This window comes from Thermosynechococcus sp. Uc (assembly GCF_029335995.1).
In the GTDB taxonomy this organism is placed as follows: Bacteria; Cyanobacteriota; Cyanobacteriia; order Thermosynechococcales; family Thermosynechococcaceae; genus Thermosynechococcus.
In genome coordinates, this window is record NZ_JARJMS020000063.1 from 1 (window position 1) to 21,647 (window position 21,647).

Below are 21,647 nucleotides of genomic sequence, written 5' to 3' on the forward strand. Positions count from 1 at the left end.
TCCTTGAGGTAGGGGTTGGCCGGCAGGGGGTCGGGGGGGCAGTCCACATCTTGGGGAGCGATCGCCAACATCTGACAGCGGCCATGGACAGGATTGTTGTTATCCCCCGTAGGCTCCAGGCACCAGATCGGGGGATCGCAGGCACTCAGCCACTCCCGCAGAACCTTACTGGTGGGCAAAGGTCCCAGTTGAATTATCCCCTCAGGGCGCAGATGTTCCCGCAGGTGAGGGTCTCGCAGCAGCAGATCGTAGTGGGCAATGCTGTGGGGAAGGTGTCGCGCCGCGGAGAGGGCATCCGCCAGCACAGGCCACTGGAGAAACTGACTCAAGCGATCAATTGCAGCAGCTTCGGCCACAGGATTCACCGTATGACTAGGTCCTGCAATAATCACCCCCCGCTGGATTTGTTGCCATATTGGCCAAGGTAAAGGTGTAGCGGTGCGAGGGTAAACAAAGGGTTGCACTTGGTCAAAGAAGTGCTCCGGCAGCGTTCCCTGAAAGTTGGCCTCCGGGCGCAGGTCAAGGGGGTCTCGCAGGGGAATATTCAAATGCACCGGTCCTGGATCTGGCCAGAGAGCAGTTTGCCAGCTATGGCAGAGGGTTTGCCGCAGGTAGGGCAGCAAGGGGAGTTCCGGCAGACTCAGTTCGCGATAGTGACGTACCGCATGACCATACAGATGCACCTGATCAATGGCTTGCCCCGCTTGGCAAAAGCGCAATTCGGGGGGGCGATCGGCGGTCAGCACAATTAACGGTAAATGACTGAGGCTGGCTTCAATAATTGCGGGATAGAAATTGGCAGCAGCAGTACCTGAAGTACAAACAAGAGCAACCGGTCGTCCCTGCTGTTGGACAAGGCCAAGGGCAAAAAAAGCCGCCGAGCGCTCATCAAGAATCGGCAGAGCTTCAAGATGGCAATGGGCCGCCGCCGCGATCGCCAGTGGACCAGAACGTGATCCCGGCGAGAGAACAACTGTCCGCAAGCCCAGACGGTAGAGGGTTTCAAAGAGGACACTTGCCCAGAGGACATTTAGATTTTCAGTGAGAATCATCCATTAGAGTTATAAATCCAATTTCAGACATTAAAGAGCATCCTCTCACCCAACAGTGCAGGTTCTGAGGGGATTTGAATTGAAGCGGGCAGCGGGAATCGAACCCGCGTCTCTAGCTTGGAAGGCTAGGGTTTTACCATTAAACCATGCCCGCACTCCCAAGGAATACTACATTAGCACGACCTTTGGGGCGATCGCAAAGGGCAATCCTAGGGAATAGTTGCCATCTTCACGTCGTTGCGATCCAAAATGCTTTGGAGTTCCTCAGCATCAATCGTCTCTTTTTCCATAAGGACTTGGGCAATTTGGTCAAGGACGTGGCGGTTGTTCACTAGTACCTCTTTGGCACGACGATAGGCCTGCTCCACGAGGTTGCGCACTTCGTCATCAATAGTGGCAGCCGTTTCCTCAGAGAAGTCCCGCTCTGCCATAATGTCACGGCCAAGGAAGACATTCCCTGTTTGCCGTCCCAAAGCCACAGGCCCTAGGCGATCGCTCATACCAAATCGAGTGACCATTTGCCGCGCCACCCGTGCCACCTGTTGTAGGTCGTTCGAGGCACCCGTTGTCACTTCATCTTCGCCAAAAACAATTTCCTCAGCAATGCGACCGCCAAGGGCAACGGCCATTTGGTTTTGCAGGTAGGCACGGCTATAGAGGCCAGAATCCATCTGATCCTCATTGGGGGTAAACCAAGTGAGACCGCCAGCCCGCCCGCGGGGAATAATGCTCACTTTTTGGACGGGATCGTAGTCGGGCATGAGGGCTCCCACAAGGGCATGACCCGCCTCATGGTAGGCGACTAACTTTTTGCGGCGATCGCTCATGACACGGTCTTTTTTCTCAGGCCCAGCGAGGACGCGATCAATGGCATCGTTAATCTCATCCATCGAGATTTCGGTGAGGTTGCGTCGAGCCGCAAGAATAGCTGCTTCATTGAGCAGGTTCGAAAGATCCGCACCCGTGAAGCCGGGAGTACGGCGTGCAATTTTATCGAGATCCACGTCCTTAGCAAGCGTTTTGCCACGGGCATGGACTTTGAGAATATCGAGGCGACCTTTGTAATCGGGACGATCTACCACCACTTGACGGTCAAAACGACCCGGACGCAACAGGGCTGCATCCAAGACATCTGGACGGTTTGTGGCGGCAATGATAATAATGCCTGTATTCCCCTCAAAGCCATCCATTTCCGTCAGTAGTTGGTTGAGGGTTTGCTCCCGTTCATCATTGCCACCCCCTAGACCAGCACCCCGCTGGCGACCGACGGCATCAATCTCGTCGATAAAAACAATACAGGGGGCATTGGCTTTGGCTTGTTCAAAGAGATCCCGCACCCGTGAGGCACCTACGCCAACAAACATTTCCACAAACTCAGAACCGGAAATCGAGAAAAAGGGAACCCCCGCCTCACCAGCCACCGCGCGCGCAAGGAGGGTTTTACCAGTTCCGGGAGGGCCAACGAGGAGAACCCCTTTAGGAATTTTGGCGCCCACTTCAGTAAAGCGATCAGCATACTTGAGGAATTCCACCACTTCGCCCAGTTCTAGCTTGGCCTGATCAATCCCAGCCACATCATTAAAGGTCACTTGGGTTTGGGGTTCCATGTGTACCCGTGCCCGTGACTTGCCGAAATTCATTGCTTGGTTGCCAGGACCCGCTTGGGCACGCCGCAGCAAGAAAAAAAGCAGTACCAACAGACCAATGGGAACAAGCAAGCTGCTGAGGGCGCGGAACCAAAAGCCATCATTGCTTTGGGGCAAGACAGCAATGTCCACATTGTTAGTTGTAAGAATGTCGAGGAGTTCCGGATCATTAGGAAGATTAACAAGAACCCGCGTGCCATCTTGGGTTATGGCTTGAGCTTGAGAGCGGTCAGGTGTGATACTGACTTTAGCGATTTGCTGACTTTCGACCTGTTGGATGAATTCACTGTAGGGCCATGTTTGTTTGGTCGTGGGTTGGCGATCAAAGAAGGCCGTGGCCAAGGCCAGCACCACGATTGACAGAAGAACGTATAAACCTGCGTTTCGCCATTGTTTATTCACCGATCGCCATCCTCCGCTAGGAAAAGTGAAAAGTCTTTACATAAGTTCATACTAACGCATTCTTTCGCAACCCTAGGTGAGCAGTTCCGTGGTTAAGATCGTCAATATCCATGATAAGCGGTCAGCAAATGCTCGATTTAGACACCTGCTACCGGGTACTGGAGTTGGAGCCGGGGGCAACCCTAGAGGAAGTTAACCGGGCTTATCGAGACTTGGTGTTCATTTGGCATCCCGATCGCATCCCCAAGGACAACACGCGGCTGATCGAAAAGGCACAAGAGAAAATTAAGCAGTTTAATGAAGCGCGAGATCAACTGCGGCAGCATATTGCTAGATACAGCAGCCAAACCTGTCAGCGGGGAGCCAACCAGCGGCAAAGCTATCGTTCCTCACCACCGCCGCGCTCTCCATCCAATCCCTACACCTATCGCAGCTATCATGCGACCCGCGAGCAGCAAACCGCACAGTACGCCTATAGCCAACCCTACAACCACTGCCACAGCAAAAGAACCGCTGCCCCACCACGCACGACGCCTCCCCATAAAGATATGTCGGGGGTGAACTTACAGGGGGCAAACCTGAGCGAAAAGGACTTTGAAGGGCACAACCTTAGCCATGCCAACCTCAGTTATGCCGATCTCAGTGATGCCTTTTTGCATCGGGTGATTCTCCACCGCGCCAACTTGCGCCATGCCAATCTCTTTCGTGCCAATCTCCTGCAAGCAGATCTGAGCTATGCTGACCTGCAGGAGGCCAATCTCATTGGCGCTGACTTGAGTGGTGCCGACTTGCGCGGCGCTGATCTGCGGGGGGCAAAAATGAGTCAGGGTAACCGTCTTTTGGTTAAGCTGACGGGCGCACGTCTGACAGGGGCAATTATGCCCGATGGCCACGTCCATACCTAGGCCTGAATCACGCCCTTGGAACTGGGAATCTGCTGACTGCGACGGGGATCAATGGCGATCGCCATGCGGAGAGCACGGGCAAAGGCCTTGAAGGTTGCTTCAATAATGTGGTGCGAGTTCAGACCCTCTAATTGGCGAATATGCAGCGTCATGCGGCTATGGTTCACCAAAGCAACGAAAAACTCCCGCACCAGTTGCGTATCATAGGTGCCAACCCGCTGCGTAGGAATCTCCAACCCATAGCTAAGGTGGGGACGCCCTGAAAGGTCTAGAGCCACTTCCACCAAGCTCTCATCGAGGGGGGCAACAAAGTGGCCAAAACGATAGATCCCGCGGCGATCGCCCAAGGCCTGATCCAAGGCCATCCCCAAGGTAATGCCCACATCCTCATTGGTGTGGTGGTCGTCAATATGGGTATCCCCACTGGCTTGCACTCGCAAATCCACCAATCCGTGGGAGCAAAGCTGATCCAGCATGTGATCTAGAAAGGGAATCCCTGTGTGATTCTCCCCTAGACCATTGCCATCAAGGGTGAGTTCGATGTGAACCTTGGTCTCTTTGGTCTGGCGATCAACCGTAGCTTGACGCAACAGAGGTACAGAGCCATTGGCGAGGAGAGAGTTATTCATAAAGCACTACTGACGGGGTTGGGGATTGGCAGAGGTGGCGGGCGGTGGACTTGCCGCAGGCGTTCCCGAGGGCACTCCCCCCGTACGCGGAAAGGGCACATCCACAAAGCCTAATTCTAGCAATTGCTGATAGGCCTTTTGTCCCAGTTCGCGGGTGGGGTTTTGGCTGCGGATAATTTCCACCAGAAGGGGCACTGCCAGTTCGGGTTGGTTATTGACGCGATAGACCAAAGCCAGTTGAAAAGTGGCTTGATCTCGCAGTTGCGCTGCTTCTAGAGCACGGCGACGGTTGCTATCGGCAGCCACAGTATCAATGCCTAAAAAGCTGGAGTTGAGGGACTGGTAAAAGTTTGAAAGTTGGTTCATCACCGTACGGGCTTCCAACAGCTTGCGAGCGGCGACGGCATAATTTTGGCTATTAACCGCAGCGGCAGCCTCATCCATCAAGCGCTTGCCCCCTTCAAGGGTATAAATTGAAGAGCTGGGTGGGGGTGTGGGATTCACAATCTGGACATTGGGGCCAGCAGACTGATTCTGGGCAAACACCGCCTGAGGGAGTACCCCTAGCAGTAACGCCCCAAGGAGCAGGGATGATTTCGACCAGTAAGCAAACGTATTTAGGGGCATGGTGCGAAGCCTTTACTAAGATAGAGGCAGTCAAAAGAATAATGAACAGACAATTGACATCGCGTATCTTACCATCAACTAATGACAGCCCGTGCAGCATCCTAAGTTCCTATTTTCCTCAACACTGAGGTTAGGGCTATGGTAAACCCCATTCCTCAGGGGACAACTGGCCATGATGCCATTCGTGAACGGCGCCGCCAATTGCAAAGTAAACGCCGCTGGCGCCAACTGGCAGGACTTTGGCGTACCAGTGTCCTCTTGACCTTAACGGGGGCGCTGGTCTGGGGGTTGACGTTGCCAGACTGGATCATCCGCCGTCCTGAGCAAGTGGTGATTCGCGGCAATCAACTATTGAAAACGGAAGCGTTGCAGGCACAATTGCCCCTTGAGTATCCTGAGTCCCTACTGCGTTTGCGACCCCAGGAGATCATTCACACTTTGGAAACCACGCTACCTCTACAACGGGTGACAATCGCCCGCCAACTCTTTCCGCCAACACTAATTGTTGAAGTCCAAGAACGCCAACCTGTCGCAGTTGCCACTTGCAATCAATGCTGGGTCATGAGTGAAACCGGGCAGCTACAAGGACCTGCCAGTCGCTGGTTGGTGGATGGTTTTGGATTTGTTGCCCCGCTGAGTAGCTATCAAGCCAGCGCTGTGAAACCAATGCCAACCCTGCGGTTGCAGGGGTATTTTGTGCCCGTCAAGGATCCACCGCGTCCCCAGACATGGGTCGTGGATGGCGATCGCCGGCAGCAGTGGCAGCAGATTCACCAAATTCTCCAGCAGCAAGATTTACCCATTACAGGTTTAGATTGGCGCAATGAACAGAATCTAATTGTCCAAACCCCTCTTGCGCCGGTTCACCTTGGGGTAGTGCAGTGGGATAGCCCCACCTTCAAGAAACAACTCAGTGCCTTAGCCAGTCTCAGACAGTTACCCCAGTACTTGGATCCTCGGCAAATCGTCTTCATTGATCTGGTCAACCCCGATGAACCCTTCGTGCAACTGCGGCAGCAACCGACACAGCAGCCCCTTCCGCGCAGCAATTAAGGGGCAACGACACGGCATAATAGAACGGTTAGCTCGGAGTGGCCTGTCAATGAAACCCCTGAAGTTCGGCACAATCCTACCCCGGTTGGCGATGGTGCTCAGCGTCCTTCTCCTGGTGAGTTGCACGTCACTCTCCTCAGTGGCTGACACCAGTTCAATTCCAGGAGCACAAAGCCCAACCCCTATGGCCCATTTACCTCGACTCAATGGCGATGCAACAGTTGTGCTGACGGTCAACGATCGCCCGATTACGATTCAAGTAAAGGGGGATGCTGCCCCGATTACCGCTGGCAATTTTGTGGATTTAGTGAATCGGGGGGTCTATGACGGCACCATTTTTCACCGCGTCGTCCGTGAACCCCGCCCCTTTGTGGTTCAAGGGGGTGATCCCCAAAGCAAAGACCCCAGTGTGCCGCCGCAACTCTACGGCACCGGTTCATTTATTGACCCAGCGACGAATCGCCCCCGCTATATTCCCCTAGAAATTCTTGGTCAGGGCAATGACACCCCCACCTATAGCCAAGCGGGTAAAGTCTCACCCGTTCTTAATCATAGGCGCGGTGCGGTGGCCATGGCGCGATCGCAACTCCCCGATTCGGCCTCAGCTCAGTTTTACATTGCCCTTGATCAATTGGATTTTCTCGATGGCAACTATGCGGTCTTTGGCTATGTCACCGAGGGCATGGACGTGGTGGACACAATTCAGCAGGGCGATCGCCTACAGTCTGCTAAAGTTGTGGCCGGTTTGGAAAACTTGCAGCAGCCATAGCAGAGGGACGGCGAAAGCGTTGGCGCAGGGTGGGTAGGAGTCGTAAACACAGGGCATAGGTAAGCAGTCCAGCAATCACGCCCACCCAAACACTACCAAAAATGAGAATCATTGCCATTTGCCCCCCCTGTTCTAGGAGTTTTTCCCAAGATTGCCATTCACCCAAGGACAGGGAAGGCTGCCCCATTAGCCACCAACCCACCTGAAAGTTAAACCAAAACAAGGGCACATAGGTGAAGGGGTTACTCACCCAAGTAGCAAGAGCGGCCAAGGGCTTATTTCCCCGCACTAGGAACGCTAGACTGACGGCAATGAGCATCTGACCACCAAAGAGGGGAAGCATGCCAGCAAAGACCCCTGCCCCAAGACCACGGGCAATACTTTCGGTGCTACTGTGGGAGCGCATCAGGCGCAAATAGTAATAACGCAGCGATCGTTGCCAAGCAGAGAGCCAACGGTGCCGTCGAGCAGGCTGAGGAAAAGACAACCGCATCATAAGGTGAGCTTCGAGAGTGTCCAAAGGTTAGGAAAATGGGTGAATGAGGGTTCTTGCTTAGCAGTTTGACATATTTTACTTAGACAGTGCTAGGGGGCGTATTTTGGGGCTTGCCCAACCCCAGCACCAAAAAGCCCAAAGCGATCGCCATCATCACACTGCTTTGCCAAGCAGGCGCCACCCCACCCCAGCGATCAAAGACCCACCCTGCCCATGCTGGTCCAGCAATCCCAGCCACACTTTGCAGTGATTGGCTAGCGCCAATAATTTTGCCCTGATCTTGATCTCGCACCCGATTGGAGATCACCCCCCGCAGGGAGGGCAACATGATGCCCACTCCAAAGGCCAAGCCCACAACACAACCATAGAGGAGCGGCACACTAAAGCTGCCAACACTGGGAACAGCGGCAATCCCTAACAAGGCCAAGGCCACGAGGAGGAGTCCCCCCCAGCTCAAGCGCTGCTCGCCAAATCGAGGAATCAAGGAGCGAATTAAGCCCGCCTGAACCAGCGTACTGACCACGCCAATAATGACAAAAATGATCCCCGCTTGAGCGGGTCCCCAACTCAGTTGCCGCTTCAAAAAGAGGACAAAAATACTTGTGAAGCCAGCAAAGGCAAAGTTAAAGATAAAAAAGGCCATCAGTAAGGCTTGCAGTGTGCGTTGATTGAATAGCTCCAACCACTGCTGCCGCAAGGCAAAGCTCTTTAAGGTCAGGGGCGATCGCTGAGCTGGAGGCAATGACTCCGGCAAGATGAAATAAGCCAAGACCACATTTACCAGTGCCAAGGCGGCGGCAAACCAAATCGGTAACTTGAGATCAATGGCGGCGAGACTACCGCCAATCGCTGGTCCAAAAATGAAACCAATGCCAAAAGCTGCCCCCGTTAAACCAAAGTTCTTGGCCCGATCCGCCGGGGCGGAACTATCAGCAATATAGGCCTGAGCGGTTGAAACCACGCCCCCTGTAAAGCCATCAATGATACGGGAGACAAAGAGCAACCAAGGTGCTGTGGCCAAGGCAAAGAGAATATAGGACAGGGCAGTACCGGCAATGCAAATTAGCAACACCGGCCGACGTCCCCAGTGATCCGAGAAAGCACCCAAGAGGGGGGCAGCAATGAATTGGGCAGCGGCAAAGGCAGAAAATAACAGGGTTAGGCTCAACGCATCAAAGTTAAATCGCTCCACAAGGAAAGGCAAAATGGGGAAAATGAGGCTCTCACCCAAGCGGTCGATGACAATTGTGAGCAAAACAATGAATAATGGTGAGCGCAAGTTTATCCCCATTGATGTAATACGTCCTCAAATGAAGCTATGCAGTGTACAGATTTGCCCCTAGAAAAGGCGGTAAAATAAAAAACTGCCCATTAACACAATAAATCACTTGAGGAACTTATTTTTCTAAAGGCGTAAAGTCTCTTACACACGAGGTGATGCAACCAATGTCTGCCTACACTGAGTCACTGAAGCGATCGCTCTTTTTGACCCTGATTGCCCTAGTCGTATCATTGACGATTTCTTTCTTGATGGCACTTTAAGTTTGACCTGAAAAAAATTTATCATTTTCTATAGATGATGTGAGTTGAGTCAGGTATGGTCACTCGTCCTGCTGCTGCACCCCCGCCTTTGCCGCTGTGGGTCATGTTTCGTTTGGGTCTTTTTCAGATGGGACTGGGAATGATGTCAATTCTGGTGTTGGGGGTTCTCAACCGCATTCTAATTAAAGAATTGGCAGTTCCGGCCACATTGGTGACGCTGACGATTGCCATGCATCAGTTTGTCTCACCCGTGCGGGTGTGGTTTGGTCAGCTCTCCGATGCCCACCCCATTGGCGGCTATCATCGCACCGGCTATGTCTGGGGGGGGGCTTTGGCCTTTACCCTAGTCACCTACGCCATTGTGCAAGTGATCTGGCAGGTGGGGCAAAGCTTAGATCAAGCGGGCTGGAGTCTAGCCACCCAAGGCTGGATTGGCCTTTTGGGACTGCTTTTTGCCGCCTATGGCATTTGCGTGAGCAGTAGCTCGACCCCCTTTGCTGCCCTGCTTGTGGATGTCTCCGAGGAGGAAGACCGGGGTAAACTGGTGGGCATTGTCTGGTCAATGTTGACTGTGGGGATTGTTGTCGGTGCCATTCTCAGCAGTGTGCTATTGCGGCAGTTGGAGCTAGATACCCCTGTGGAACTCCTACAACAAAGTGTCAATCGCCTCTTTTTAGTGGTCTTGACAGTGGTTTTCGCTCTGGCGATCGCCAGCACTTGGGGTGTTGAAGCCAAGTATTCCCGTTATCATGTGCGCAGTTGCACCTGCAACAATCCCGAAAATATTACCCTTGGTCGTGCCTTAAAAATTCTCACTGCCAACTCGCAAACTTGGCGCTTTTTTCTCTTCCTTGTTTTGATGACCCTGAGTTTATTTATTCAAGAACCCATCCTGGAACCCTTTGGTGGTGAAGTCTTCGGCATGACAATCGCCGAAACCACTCGCTTGAATGCCTACTGGGGCATGGGCACACTTGTGGGTCTCAGTTTCACAGGATTTTTAATTGTGCCCCGCCTTGGCAAGATCCGCACCACCACCTATGGCTGTTGGGGGGTGGCCTTGATGTTCTTGCTGTTGATCATTTCAGGTGTTACGCAGCAGGCGTGGCTCTTTCAGTTGCAACTTTTCCTCTTTGGCATTGCCGCTGGAGTAACGACAACGGGTGCCCTTAGTCTTATGCTGGACTTAACGGCGGCAGAAACGGCGGGGACATTTATTGGTGCTTGGGGTCTAGCTCAAGCAATTGCACGGGGCTCAGCAACGGTGGTGGGTGGCACAGCCCTCGATATTGGTCGTCAACTTTTTGGCGTGCCGATCCTTGCCTATGGCTTTGTCTTTTGTCTGCCGATGCTGGGAATGCTAGCTGCCGTCTTGCTTCTAAAACAAGTGGATGTAAGCCAATTTCGGCAACAATCTCAGGTGGCGATCGCCAAAGTCTTGGCTGAAGACTTGGAATAAAATCACCTACCAGCGGGCAAAGAAGGAGAAGTCTAACTTGCCAAAGTGGGTGATATGGGCAATATTAAAATACTCTAGGCAATTCACCAGCCAGCGCACCTTGCCGCGACTAAAAGATTGATAGTGGTTAAACAAAATGGCAAAGCGTTTTTCGAGATAGGGCTTTACCTTCTTGCTAAGGAGAACTACCTTGAGCAATAGGCCAATCGTGGCTGCCGTACCAATATTGTTGAGTAAGTCAACAAAAACCAAATGGTTGGGATTTTGGGCACTATCCACAACCAAGTAGTTGAGGGTCTGGCTACAGGTGCGGACAATGGTAAATTCATTGAGGGGGTGTGGCTGTTGAAAGAGGGGCAGCGTTTCTAGATACTGGTAGAATCGCTGGCGAAAGCGACCCCGCCCCAAATCGACCGTGGTGTCCGTCAAGTAGTGGAAGAAAGCATCCCGAAAGTCACGGGTGGACTTCAGGCGTTGCAGTTGCTGCTCAAATTGGTTGGCCAAGTCGCGATACGTGTGACGGCCATCCACCTTACCGACAAAATGTTGAATTGAGGTTTTCACTTCCTCAGGAGAAAGTAAGGTGGGATTTTTCACTGGGGGGATATTGTGATGCCCCTGAGCACGGCGAAACTCACTGGTCAAGTATTGGCTTAGGCTCATTTCAAACTGCTGGGTTGCCTTTTGCTGAAAGTCTTGGATATAGCGCACTTCCTCGGGTGTTGTGTCGTCTCCCACCAGACAGTGGTTATACAGATAGGGATAGCGCCGAATCAAAGTTGCAAGGGGGCGATCGCCATTTTGCTGAATTTGTACAGGATCTTGAGCGTCCTCTTGAAAGAACTGGACGAGCCGCTGCAGTTTTTGAAAGGCTTCGCTCTCTAAATAATCCTTGAGGAGCAGCCGCAGCTTACGCACAATCGGTGCCCGGCTCAGACCCCCCGCCGGCATCGCCACAGGGGTTTGTAGCATCGCCAGAAATTCCGTCACCGCCCCTTGGAGTAAGGGACGCGACTGCCAGCGGTTAATCAAAATGTGGCAGCAGCGGTTCATAAAAGGACGGAAATTGTCTGCCCCCCGTGCGCCAGTTACAATCCGATCCATTGCCTCCTGAATCTGGCGATCGGGATAGGTATAGCCCATGAGAAAAAGGGCACGAAACCGTTCAATAACTTGTTGTGGACTCTCATGCTGTACGCATTCCAGCAAGTGGTCGTAAATCAGTTGATAGTCGTTTGCTTTGATCCATGTATCCATAGAGGGTGAGGCGCCTTTAAGCCACGCCGCTAACGACTGTGCTGGAATCTAGACGCATGACTGAGAGTGTGGAACATACCTGTATGATAAAAGGCAGGGCAAGATTACTTTGTGATTGAAATCACGTTTTGTTAGTGATGTCAATCACAAGGGCGACTCTCCCCCCGCCACTTACAGATATAGCACACCCTCAGCGACCCCGATACCCCGAAAGTTGAGCTAGACCCTCTAGGGGATAAACTCCTTCATAGCGTTTACCGTTAATTTCCCATGTGGGATAGGCACGAATATTTGCCTCTTTACAGAGTTCTGGCTGAGGATTAGTACCGCGAGCATCACACTCAATATAGTTAATGGTCTTAAAGGCACTGCCAAAAAGTTCTTTTTGCTTCATACAAGCGGGACACCAGTAGGCGCCGTACATCTTGGCATTGATTTTCTTTAGGTGGTTTGCCAGCCTCTGGGGAGAAATGGCCTGATTTGTTCCCTGCGCCATCACAATATCAGGGGATTGAAAGACGGCTAGACACGGGACAAAGGCGATCGCTAGCCCCATACCCAAGCCAAACAGGAGATAACGCAAGGCGTTTTTCATCGAGAACCATCCATGCACCCAATACAGTGTACTGCATTCCACACAGTGCCAGAGCTAATGACCCCAAGAAACATCTTGTAGTGCCGTTATTTATTTTTAGTGACTCCCGGCACGCCTAGCGCCAATGAAGCAGCAATACCACCAAGACTACAGTGCGTGGATTGCACAAACAGTAGCATTATTGCCAGAAGGAAGTTAAATCTAGTCCATCTCATTTTTTGAAGCGACAATATCAACCCCAGCGCTGCTCCAAGAGTTGATTGGATTCGATGATCGATGCCCGCGCTTCAATTGAGTTGATTTTGGCTAGTCGTCCTCGGAGGTGCGTTTGCCCATGCCTTGCCGTTAAACTAAGACTACGTTATGGCGACAGTGCCCTTGTGGATTCTTTAATGGCAGCGATTTTTGAACTTCATCCTGTTAACCCCCAACCCCGCACGATTGCCCAAATTGTTGCGGCTCTCAAAGAAGGGGCAGTCATGCTCTACCCCACAGATACGGTCTACGCCATTGGCTGTGATCTGAACCACAAAGGAGCGGTGCAACGGGTACGCCAACTCAAGCAACTCTCCAACGATAAACCTGTCACTTTTTTGTGCCCTTCTCTTTCCAACATTGCCCAGTATGCCTATGTCAGCGATGCCGCTTACCGCCTTATGCGTCGCCTGATTCCGGGACCTTACACCTTTTTGCTGCCAACTACCAAGCTCGTGCCTCGCCTTGTCCAAAATCCCAAACGCAAAACTACAGGAATTCGTGTGCCTGACCACATCGTAAGCCAAGCGCTGTTGACCGCCTTGGGGAATCCCATTATTTCCACCTCAGCACGATTGCCCGAGGACGAAACCTATTACGTGAACACTGCGGATCTCTTCGATGCCTTTGACAAACGGGTGGATTTGATTATTGATACAGGGGAGCCGCCGGGACAGCAAATGTCCAGTATCCTTGATCTCACCGTCGAACCACCACTACTGGTACGCAAGGGAAAGGGGTGGGAAGTGCTACCGCCAGAAATGGTGATTGTTGAGTAAGCTACGCTAGCTCCCCGGCAGGTAGAAACTGTTACCTAGGGTCTTATTCAAGAATGAGTTCATCACAATTGATCGGCAAAGTATATTTGGTGGGCGCAGGGCCGGGAGATGTGGGGCTGCTAACGGTGCGAGCCAAGACACTGCTGGAATGGGCAGATGTGGTGCTCTACGATGCGCTGATTAGCCCCGAAATTCTCGGCTTGATTAACCCACAAGCAGAAAAAATTCATGTGGGCAAGCGGCGGGGGAATCACACCCTCTCCCAAGCCGAGATTTGCCGCCTGTTAATTGATTTGGCACAGCGCCATGCGGTCATTGTGCGCCTGAAGGGGGGCGATCCCTTTGTCTTTGGCCGAGGCGGTGAAGAGTGTCTTGCCCTTGTGGAGGCGGGCATTGCTGTGGAAGTGGTGCCGGGGGTCACCAGTGGCGTGGCTGCCCCAGCCTATGCGCACATTCCCCTCACCCATCGGGATTTGAGTTCTTCGGTGGTTTTTGTTACCGGCCATGAGGCTGCTGGCCGTTATCAACCGCGGGTCAATTGGTTGGCGCTGGCTACTGCGGTGGATACGCTTGTAATCTACATGGGACTTCATCACCTAGGGGAGATTGTGCCGCAACTGATAGCGGGGGGGCGATCGCCCCAGACCCCATTGGCCTTTATTGAATCGGGAACCACGCCGCAACAACGGGTGGTGGTGACAACATTAGAACGGGCGATCGCCACCTGCGAGGCGGCAAAAATTCAAACCCCTGCTCTAATTGTGATTGGCGAAGTCATTGACCTGCGCCCCCAGTTAATGGGAAGTCTGTAGCAAATCGGCAGCCATTGGTTCTGAAGGGCCAGACAACATTGCTCGCTCCAAATAGGGCAGTAGCTTACGCCGCGTCTGATCCAAATAATAGGCAAGGCGAATATCTTCTCTAGTGAGCAGTCCCAAAACCTGTTGCGGGTTGTTGCGATCCACCACTGGCAACTGCCGCAAATCCCGCGCCCCCATGCGATCCAGAGCATCCTTTAGCGGTTCATCCCCATAGGCAAGCAGTAGGTCGCGCGTACACACACCGCCTACCGTTTGCGTCTGATAGGCGGTGGTTTCCTGATCGGCTTCCCAACGGGCAAGCACGCGGTTAATATCCCCCAGCGTGAGAAGGCCAACCAGTTGCTGTTGATTGTCAATTACAAATGAACAGTAGGCTTTTCTTTCAATGAGTTGCAGCCCTGCAACCACCAGAGGAATCGTTTCATTTAACAACAGCACATTGGACTGCATGGCTTCGGCAACCGAAAGATTAGCTAAACTCTCCTCTTGCTCCACTTCCTGAGACTGAACCCTGACTGCCAATGGCGGCAGTTCCTGCTGTTTTGGAAAACTATTCATTAACCAGACACTCAGACCCACCGCGGCCATCAGGGGTAGGATAATTCGATAGTCTCGCGTCATTTCAAAGAGCAGCAAAATCGCCGTCAAGGGAGCATTGACACTGGCGGCAAGAACCGCTGCCATTCCCACCGTTGCATAGGCAGCAGGAGCAGCAATACTATCAGCGAACATCGGTAGCAGGATGGGCAACACTTTACCATAGGCAGCCCCCAGGGAGGCTCCCAAAAAGAGTGCCGGTGCAAAGATACCGCCAACCAAACCACTGCCTAAGCTCACCGCCGTTAACACCATCTTGGCCAAGAGCAACACCAATAGGAGCCCCAAGGGAAAATGGACATCCCGCAGAATGGCTTCTACTGTCTCATAGCCAATTCCTAACACTTGGGGTAGGTGCAGGGCAACCAAGCCAACACACAGACCACCCATAAGGGGACGCAGCGGTAGGGGAATACGGCCTAAACACTGCAACGGGGCAATTTTGCCCTGAAAGATCAGGGGTAGCCACTGAAGCAACTGAGTATAGGCCACGGCAACACCGTAGGCAAGAAGCCCCAAACCTAGGTATAAAGGCAACTCTAGGGAACTGCGCACCTCATAGGTCGGCAAATCAAAGGCAGGTTGGGAACCTAGGCCAATTTGGGTAATGAGGGCAGAAATAACAGCCGCCAACAGCACTACACTCACAGCGGTTGTTTCAAACGTAGTTCCTAAAACTACCTCTAGGGCAAAAAAGACGCCAGCGATCGGGGCATTAAAGCCTGCTGCCAAGCCCGCCGCTGCTCCGGCACCGAGGAGTAACTTTTGCCGCCCTCGCGAGACCTTCAGCCCTTGACCTAGGAGAATGCCGATATTGGCACCCACTTCCACACTGGGGCCTTCTGGACCAAGGGAGGCACCCGTGCCAAGGGAAATCGCCGCTGCAAGGGTTTTGGCAATAGGGCGAATGAAGGGAATTTCCTTGCCGGCTTCTACAGCCCCCATGAGAGACATCAGGTTGGGACTAAAGTCCTGAACCAACCAGCGGATTGTCCCCACCAGACAGCCCCCGAGCACAGGAACACAGGCCAGTGTCCAAGCGCCCAACTGACCAATGACCCCCATCAACTTTTCAAGGGCAATGTAATGAATCGCTTCAATCAGGTAACGAAATAGCAGCACACTGAGGCCTGCACTGCCGCCAATCAGCACTGCTAGGAGCAAAACAACCGTTTCTGGGGGCGGTTGCAATTGATTGAAAAGACGAGGGAGGCGAGATCCAGTAGCAAAAGGGGGGAGAGAAAAGAAGGGGGACACGGCCGAAAAAACTTGCCTGAAACGGGATAGCTCTAACCTCAATTATGCGCAATTTATACAGGAGACGCTAAAAGGGCAAAATTTGCGGCGTAATCCGATAAAAGTAGGGGTGCAACCACCACAGCAAAGCAACAAAAACCGCCACGCCGCTGTATGCAGGACGGCAAAATTCCTGCCACACCAGTTGTTGTTTTCCTTCCCAAATGGCCTTGAAGGGGAGGATTGAAGTGCGAGCTTTCAGGGCAGTAAAAGCTGCGCCATGCCGTGCGTACCAACGGCGATCGCCATGCCAAACGCCAAAGCAGTGATGGGCAATTAGCCCTAGGGAAGTCAACAGGGTAAAGGATGTCCCCAACCACAGGGTATGGGCCACACACCAGAGGAGTTGTCCCCACAACTGCGGGTGGCGGGTAATGCGAATAATCCCCGTTTCGTAGAGGTGAATCTCCGGCTTTTGCACGGCGGCAATTTCTAGCAAGTTAAAGGTGGCTGGATAGAGGAATAGAAACGAGACTGCCGATAAGCTCCCCACCAGTGCCCTCATACCCGGCACCCCTTGGAGTTGCCACAACTGGACGCCATCGTAGCGATGGGCCAAAAAATAGAGAATCAAGAGGGTGGCTAAGGGCAAACTCACAAGAGCAAAAAAAATGCGATAAAGGCGGGCACCCACTCGCTTTTCTGCCCAAGGACGGAGGCTAGCCAATCCACTGTGGGCGATCGCAAACAAAAACAACAAGCCGATCATGATCCACTGGGAACTGGTTTGCCAACTGTGGTCATCCATGCCAACTTACTCCACACCATTGAGAACCTTATCCCATGATCCCAAAGGTGCAGACTGACTGTAAAGCAAGGGGAATAAAGCCCTTTGGCAAGGTCTAGCCGCCTTCTGGTGTCCCCATCCCCGTAAAATCAGCTGGAAGCCGCACAATTCCCTCTGTAGGTTATAGTCAAGGCATTGCAAGCCTGCTGATTAATCTATGTTCGATTGGTTTGATCGCCTTGAAAACCGCCGCCTGTGGCGCCTATTTTTACTTTTTGCCCTTGGCTGGATTGGGGTGCAACTGTTGTCCTACTTTGCCTACGTCTTGCTAGTTTTTCTTTTTGCCGCTATTTTGGCGTTTTTGCTCAACTATCCCGTGGGCTGGCTCAAGGGGTATCTCCCCCATGGGGTTGCGGTGACAGTTGTCTTTCTTGGCACACTTGCCATTTTAATTGGGCTAGGAATTACCCTCGGCTTGGCAATCATTGGCCAGTTACAAGAGCTTATCACCAATTTGCCTGAGCAGATTGATCTGTGGATTGAGTCCCTTGAGAAAATGCAGCAGTTTCTCCGCCGCTGGAATCTGGATATTAATTTCCAGCAACTGGAGTCAGAATTGCGCAACTTTGCGCTTGCGGGCATTCAGTTTGGCTTTGGCAAACTCCAGTCAGTTTTTGGTCTTTTTCTAGGCGGCATCATTCTTGCTGTAATTACCTTCTTCATGCTGCTGGAGGGGGAACCACTGTGGCAGTATCTATTGAGCTTTTTGTCCGAGCCGTGGCGCGATCGCCTGCCCTTAGCCCTAAAGCGAAATTTCTTGGGCTTTTTTTGGGGGCGTTTTCTACTTTCGCTATTTTTTGGCGCCTCTGTTTTTGGGGTGCTCTTGATCCTACAGGTGCCCTACACCCTAGCATTGGCAGCCATTGCTGGCAGTTTTGATCTCATTCCTGGCATTGGCGCCACCCTTGGAATTGGACTTGTCTGTTTGATTTTGCTTCCCAAAGGATTTTTGTTGAGTTTACAGGTACTAATTAGCTGTATCGTCCTGCAGCAGGTGGAAGAAAATCTCCTGATGCCGCGAATTATGGGAGATTCTGTGAACTTAAATCCAATTGTTCTATTCTTTGCCCTTTTGGTGGGCGCAACTGTGGGCGGTTTGGCGGGGATTTTTTTGGCCATTCCACTGACGGGGACAATTGTCAGCCTGTTGGATCTAAAGGCTCTGCAGGCAGGCCGCGAGACTGCCCCTCCCTGTTCACCCTAGGGTTGCGATCGCCCCCATCCTATTGATATACTAGGCAAGCTGATCCAGTTGCCCTCGGCACATCAGTTGATCCTTTGTTCGGTTGGACACCATCGTCATTGTAGGTTGGGTATAGTTGCATGGCTCGATATCGTGGCCCTCGTTTGAGAATTGTCCGTCGTCTGGGTGAGCTAGCTGGTCTTACCCGCAAAACTCCCAAGCGGAGCTATCCCCCCGGCCAACACGGCCAAGCCCGCAAAAAGCGCTCGGAATATGCCCTGCGCCTTGATGAAAAGCAAAAATTGCGCTTCAACTACGGGGTCTCAGAGCGGCAACTGGTGCGTTATGTGCGCAAAGCCCGTCGCGTGAGTGGTTCTACGGGGCAAACCCTCCTACAACTATTGGAAATGCGGCTGGATAACACTGTTTTCCGCCTCGGTATGGCACCAACGATTCCAGCAGCCCGCCAGTTGGTGAACCATGGCCATATTCTCGTCAACGGCCGCAGTGTTTCCATTCCCAGCTATCAGTGCCGTCCGGGGGATGTGATTACGGTTCGCGATAACGAGCGATCGCGCCGCTTGGTGGAGACGAATCTGCAAAATCCCGGCCTTGCCAATCTCCCCAGTCACTTGGAACTCGATAAAAGTACCCTCACCGGCAGAGTGACCGGTATAGTGGAGCGGCAGTGGGTTGCCCTTGAAGTCAACGAACTCCTTGTGGTTGAGTACTACTCTCGTAAAGTTTAGAGTCTCGCCGTTCTTCCTATGGCAGAAGCCTATCTTTTGGAAAAATTACGCACTGTCGAGCAAACCTTCGCGGAACTCACCCGTCGCTTGGCGGATCCCGATGTGGCAGTCAATCCAACAGAGTTTCAAAAGGTGGCTCGCTCCCGCGCTGCCCTAGAGGAAACGGTAAATGCTTACCATGAATGGCAGTCCTTGAATCAGCAACTTGTGGATGCCCGCCAACTACTGAAAGAGGCAGTCAATGAGCCAGAATTGCGGCAAATGGCTGAGGAAGAAGTGGCTGATTTGAGTCGCCGCATTGCCGCACTTGAGGAACGCCTGAAAATTCTACTATTGCCCCGCGACCCCAATGATGACAAAAACATCATGCTGGAAATTCGCGCCGGTGCAGGGGGAGATGAGGCAGGCATTTGGGCCGGGGATTTAGTGCGGATGTACTCCCGCTATGCCAAAAGCCAAGGCTGGCAGGTCACATTAGTTAGCGAATCACTGGCTGAGATGGGCGGCTTCAAGGAGGCAATCCTTGAAATTAAGGGCGATCGCGTCTATAGCAAGCTAAAGTTTGAATCGGGTGTCCATCGAGTGCAGCGGGTACCTGTTACTGAAGCGGGAGGACGAATCCATACCTCGACTGCCACCGTGGCTGTGATGCCTGAAGTAGACGAAGTGGAAGTTGAAATTGATCCGAAAGATATTGAACTGACTACGGCACGATCTGGGGGTGCGGGCGGCCAAAATGTCAACAAGGTGGAAACAGCCGTTGACCTCTTCCACAAGCCGACAGGCATTCGCATCTTCTGCACCGAGGAACGCAGCCAGTTAAAAAACAAGGAGCGAGCGTTTCAAATTCTGCGAGCGAAGCTCTACGAAATGAAGCTGCGGGAGCAGCAGGAAGCCATTACCTCAATGCGCCGCTCCCAGGTGGGAACAGGCGATCGCTCCGAAAAAATCCGCACCTACAACTACAAAGATGACCGCGTCACCGATCACCGCTTGGGGCAAAACTTTAGCCTCAGCAGCGTCCTAGAAGGAGACCTCGAACCCATTATCCAAGCCTGCATTAGTCGTGATCAGCAGGAGCAACTGGCGCAACTCACTGCCGAACAAGCTTAGGAGGAAAAGATGAGCAAATTTGTGGCTTGGGGACGGTACTGTGAGGATGTTCTGGAGCGACGTGCCCCCTATCGCCAAGCACATCTTGACGGTCTTGCAGCTCAAAAAGCCCAAGGCGTTCTCATCACCATTGGCCCCACTAAAGACTTGCGCTACTTTTTTGCCATTTACGAAGCAGACAGCGGAGAAACTGTGCGCCAGCTAATTGAAAACGACCCCTACTGGCAGCACCAAATCTGGACAGAATACAGCGTCCATGAGTGGATTCAAGCCCTCTGAGGGCGAGGGCAGATTCTCAACTCATTTAGGGAGCAAGGGCATTACCCCGCATTAGACTGCCGATTGTTTTGGCTGTAATCTTCAACTGCACCAGTGGGTTAGCAGGAACAACTGTTTTGTAAAGGTAACTATCAAAAGTAAGCTTTTGAACATCGATGTCGCTACACATCTCCACAAAGGCCTCACGGGTAGCATCAGAGCGATAAAAGACCCGCTGCAGCAGATCCAAAACCAGATAAGTCAGGCCGTAGGTTTTATCCCAGCGTTTTAGATATTGCTTTAAGTCGGCTTCTGTGGGGATTCGCTGCCCACCGTTGCTGGTTTCCACAATGGTTTCAGCACACATGCGAGCTGACTTGGCAGCAAAGTAAATGCCTTCTCCGGAGGACTTGGTCACAGTGCCTGCAGCATCCCCCACAAGAGCCACGCGACCGACCACCCGCCGTGGCCGAGGATGTTCTGGAATGGGGTGGGCTTCTACTTTAATAATTTGTCCGCCTGCCAGTTTGGCAGCAGCGCGGGCACGGATTCCTGCTTGCAGTTCTCGAATGCGGTCTTTGTTAATTTTCATGGTGCCGGTGCCCACGGCCACATGGTCATATTTTGGGAAGACCCATGCATAGAAGTCAGGGGACACGTCATTCCCCACGTACATTTCCGCCAGCTCTTCGTAGTAGGCCATTTTGTCCTCAGGCAGGCGGATGCGCTCCTGATAGGCAATGGCATAGTTGTAATCACCGGCATCAATTTCTTTGGCAATGCGGGAATTTGCCCCATCAGCCCCAATCACTACATCCACCTCAAGGGTATGGGCAGTCCCATCCTCTTGGACATAGTGGAGGGTATAGGGCTGATTGCTGGTGGTGGGCTGCTCCAACTTAAAGACGGTGCCATTGATCAAGGTGGCACCCAAATCCGCTGCCCGATTGCGCATAAAGCTATCGAGGACTTCGCGGCGGCACATCCCGATGTACTCGTGCTCCTTAAGGGTATGGCCAATATTCACCTCGATATTGGAGGGGGAAATCATTTTCATTTTGCGCACACGGCGGTCAATGATTTCCGGTGGTAAGTCAAATTCACTGACCATGCACAGGGGGATCGCACCGCCACAGGGCTTGGCATTGTCTAATTTACGTTCAAAAAGATAAGTCTGGATTCCGGCTTTGGCTAAGGTTTCGGCGGCTGAGGAACCCGCTGGACCACCACCGACCACTGCTACCCGAAGTGACAACGGACGACTCCCAATTTTGGCTAACAGACAACAGTTTGGATACTATCACGGCAATTTTTTGTCTTCAAGGATTTAATCCTGAAAAGCCGCATCTGTAACAGTTTTCAACATTTGGCCATCTT

21 protein-coding genes and 1 tRNA gene are annotated in these 21,647 nt (G+C 52.5%); 10 read left to right on the forward strand and 12 right to left on the reverse strand.

Annotated features, from left to right (window positions below):
• From menD to ftsH3, 3 genes are all read right to left on the reverse strand, one after another.
• Positions 1-1,052: 2-succinyl-5-enolpyruvyl-6-hydroxy-3-cyclohexene-1-carboxylic-acid synthase (menD, locus tag P3X23_RS06970; RefSeq protein ID WP_300874643.1), on the reverse strand; the 1,052-nt coding region annotated here is incomplete at its 3' end.
• 83 nt (positions 1,053-1,135) lie between these two features.
• A tRNA-Gly gene (locus P3X23_RS06975) sits at positions 1,136-1,206 on the reverse strand.
• A gap of 55 nt (positions 1,207-1,261) precedes the next feature.
• The gene (ftsH3, locus tag P3X23_RS06980) at positions 1,262-3,100 is read right to left on the reverse strand and encodes an ATP-dependent zinc metalloprotease FtsH3 (protein WP_300874645.1); all 1,839 of its coding nucleotides are present in this window, start codon (positions 3,098-3,100) and stop codon (positions 1,262-1,264) included.
• 110 nt (positions 3,101-3,210) lie between these two features.
• Between ftsH3 and P3X23_RS06985 the strand changes: the two genes are divergently transcribed.
• Complete coding sequence (locus tag P3X23_RS06985) at positions 3,211-4,005, forward strand: pentapeptide repeat-containing protein (protein ID WP_300874648.1); 795 nt, start codon at positions 3,211-3,213, stop codon at positions 4,003-4,005.
• On the opposite strand, the gene hisB is transcribed toward P3X23_RS06985, so the two are convergent.
• Positions 4,002-4,634: an imidazoleglycerol-phosphate dehydratase HisB gene (gene hisB, locus P3X23_RS06990; RefSeq protein WP_300874651.1), complete on the reverse strand. Its 633-nt coding sequence runs from the start codon at positions 4,632-4,634 to the stop codon at positions 4,002-4,004. The genes P3X23_RS06985 and hisB overlap by 4 nt on opposite strands.
• Before the next feature lie 6 nt (positions 4,635-4,640).
• Positions 4,641-5,261, reverse strand: a complete 621-nt coding sequence (locus P3X23_RS06995; RefSeq protein WP_300874653.1) for a hypothetical protein — start codon at positions 5,259-5,261, stop codon at positions 4,641-4,643.
• Between the two features lie 138 nt (positions 5,262-5,399).
• On the opposite strand from P3X23_RS06995, the gene P3X23_RS07000 reads away from it, so the two are divergent.
• Together P3X23_RS07000 and P3X23_RS07005 are read left to right on the forward strand one after the other, a co-directional pair.
• Positions 5,400-6,314 (forward strand): FtsQ-type POTRA domain-containing protein, encoded by a 915-nt coding sequence (locus P3X23_RS07000; RefSeq protein ID WP_300874656.1) that lies wholly within the window; start codon positions 5,400-5,402, stop codon positions 6,312-6,314.
• 49 nt (positions 6,315-6,363) lie between these two features.
• Complete coding sequence (locus tag P3X23_RS07005) at positions 6,364-7,083, forward strand: peptidylprolyl isomerase (RefSeq protein WP_300874658.1); 720 nt, start codon at positions 6,364-6,366, stop codon at positions 7,081-7,083.
• Here the strand turns inward: P3X23_RS07005 and P3X23_RS07010 are convergent.
• Together P3X23_RS07010 and P3X23_RS07015 are read right to left on the reverse strand one after the other, a co-directional pair.
• A complete protein-coding gene (locus P3X23_RS07010; RefSeq protein WP_300874661.1) occupies positions 7,043-7,579 on the reverse strand; it encodes a DUF2062 domain-containing protein in 537 nt (178 codons plus the stop codon). The genes P3X23_RS07005 and P3X23_RS07010 overlap by 41 nt on opposite strands.
• A gap of 79 nt (positions 7,580-7,658) precedes the next feature.
• Positions 7,659-8,858, reverse strand: a complete 1,200-nt coding sequence (locus P3X23_RS07015; protein WP_300874663.1) for an MFS transporter — start codon at positions 8,856-8,858, stop codon at positions 7,659-7,661.
• 318 nt (positions 8,859-9,176) lie between these two features.
• Here P3X23_RS07015 and P3X23_RS07020 point away from each other — a divergent pair, with 318 nt between their 5' ends.
• Positions 9,177-10,580 (forward strand): BCD family MFS transporter, encoded by a 1,404-nt coding sequence (locus tag P3X23_RS07020; RefSeq protein WP_300874665.1) that lies wholly within the window; start codon positions 9,177-9,179, stop codon positions 10,578-10,580.
• A gap of 6 nt (positions 10,581-10,586) precedes the next feature.
• On the opposite strand, the gene P3X23_RS07025 is transcribed toward P3X23_RS07020, so the two are convergent.
• Both P3X23_RS07025 and P3X23_RS07030 read right to left on the reverse strand, forming a co-directional pair.
• On the reverse strand, positions 10,587-11,837 hold the full coding sequence (locus P3X23_RS07025) for a hypothetical protein (RefSeq protein ID WP_300874668.1): 1,251 nt from the start codon (positions 11,835-11,837) through the stop codon (positions 10,587-10,589).
• 190 nt (positions 11,838-12,027) lie between these two features.
• Complete coding sequence (locus tag P3X23_RS07030; protein WP_300874670.1) at positions 12,028-12,432, reverse strand: hypothetical protein; 405 nt, start codon at positions 12,430-12,432, stop codon at positions 12,028-12,030.
• 392 nt (positions 12,433-12,824) lie between these two features.
• Between P3X23_RS07030 and P3X23_RS07035 the strand changes: the two genes are divergently transcribed.
• Positions 12,825-13,466 carry an L-threonylcarbamoyladenylate synthase gene (locus P3X23_RS07035; protein WP_300874673.1) on the forward strand — a complete coding sequence of 214 codons (642 nt, stop codon included), beginning with the start codon at positions 12,825-12,827 and terminating at the stop codon, positions 13,464-13,466.
• A 53-nt stretch (positions 13,467-13,519) separates the two neighbouring features.
• The gene (gene cobA, locus P3X23_RS07040; RefSeq protein ID WP_300874676.1) at positions 13,520-14,278 is read left to right on the forward strand and encodes a uroporphyrinogen-III C-methyltransferase; all 759 of its coding nucleotides are present in this window, start codon (positions 13,520-13,522) and stop codon (positions 14,276-14,278) included.
• On the opposite strand, the gene P3X23_RS07045 is transcribed toward cobA, so the two are convergent.
• Positions 14,261-16,141 carry a chloride channel protein gene (locus P3X23_RS07045; RefSeq protein WP_300874679.1) on the reverse strand — a complete coding sequence of 627 codons (1,881 nt, stop codon included), beginning with the start codon at positions 16,139-16,141 and terminating at the stop codon, positions 14,261-14,263. The two genes, cobA and P3X23_RS07045, sit on opposite strands and share 18 nt — an antisense overlap.
• Before the next feature lie 67 nt (positions 16,142-16,208).
• Positions 16,209-16,928 carry an NnrU family protein gene (locus tag P3X23_RS07050; RefSeq protein ID WP_300874682.1) on the reverse strand — a complete coding sequence of 240 codons (720 nt, stop codon included), beginning with the start codon at positions 16,926-16,928 and terminating at the stop codon, positions 16,209-16,211.
• 196 nt (positions 16,929-17,124) lie between these two features.
• Between P3X23_RS07050 and P3X23_RS07055 the strand changes: the two genes are divergently transcribed.
• The 4 genes from P3X23_RS07055 to P3X23_RS07070 all read left to right on the forward strand — a co-directional run bounded on the left by P3X23_RS07055 (position 17,125) and on the right by P3X23_RS07070 (position 20,291).
• On the forward strand, positions 17,125-18,171 hold the full coding sequence (locus P3X23_RS07055) for an AI-2E family transporter (protein ID WP_300874685.1): 1,047 nt from the start codon (positions 17,125-17,127) through the stop codon (positions 18,169-18,171).
• Positions 18,172-18,290: 119 nt separating this feature from the next.
• A complete protein-coding gene (gene rpsD, locus P3X23_RS07060; protein WP_300874687.1) occupies positions 18,291-18,899 on the forward strand; it encodes a 30S ribosomal protein S4 in 609 nt (202 codons plus the stop codon).
• An 18-nt stretch (positions 18,900-18,917) separates the two neighbouring features.
• The gene (gene prfA, locus P3X23_RS07065; protein ID WP_300874690.1) at positions 18,918-20,012 is read left to right on the forward strand and encodes a peptide chain release factor 1; all 1,095 of its coding nucleotides are present in this window, start codon (positions 18,918-18,920) and stop codon (positions 20,010-20,012) included.
• A 9-nt stretch (positions 20,013-20,021) separates the two neighbouring features.
• Positions 20,022-20,291 (forward strand): YciI family protein, encoded by a 270-nt coding sequence (locus tag P3X23_RS07070; RefSeq protein ID WP_300874693.1) that lies wholly within the window; start codon positions 20,022-20,024, stop codon positions 20,289-20,291.
• Between the two features lie 25 nt (positions 20,292-20,316).
• Here the strand turns inward: P3X23_RS07070 and chlP are convergent, their stop codons facing one another.
• Entirely contained in the window at positions 20,317-21,525 is a 1,209-nt protein-coding gene (gene chlP / locus P3X23_RS07075) for a geranylgeranyl reductase (RefSeq protein WP_300874696.1), read from the reverse strand.
• Positions 21,526-21,647 lie beyond the last annotated feature (122 nt).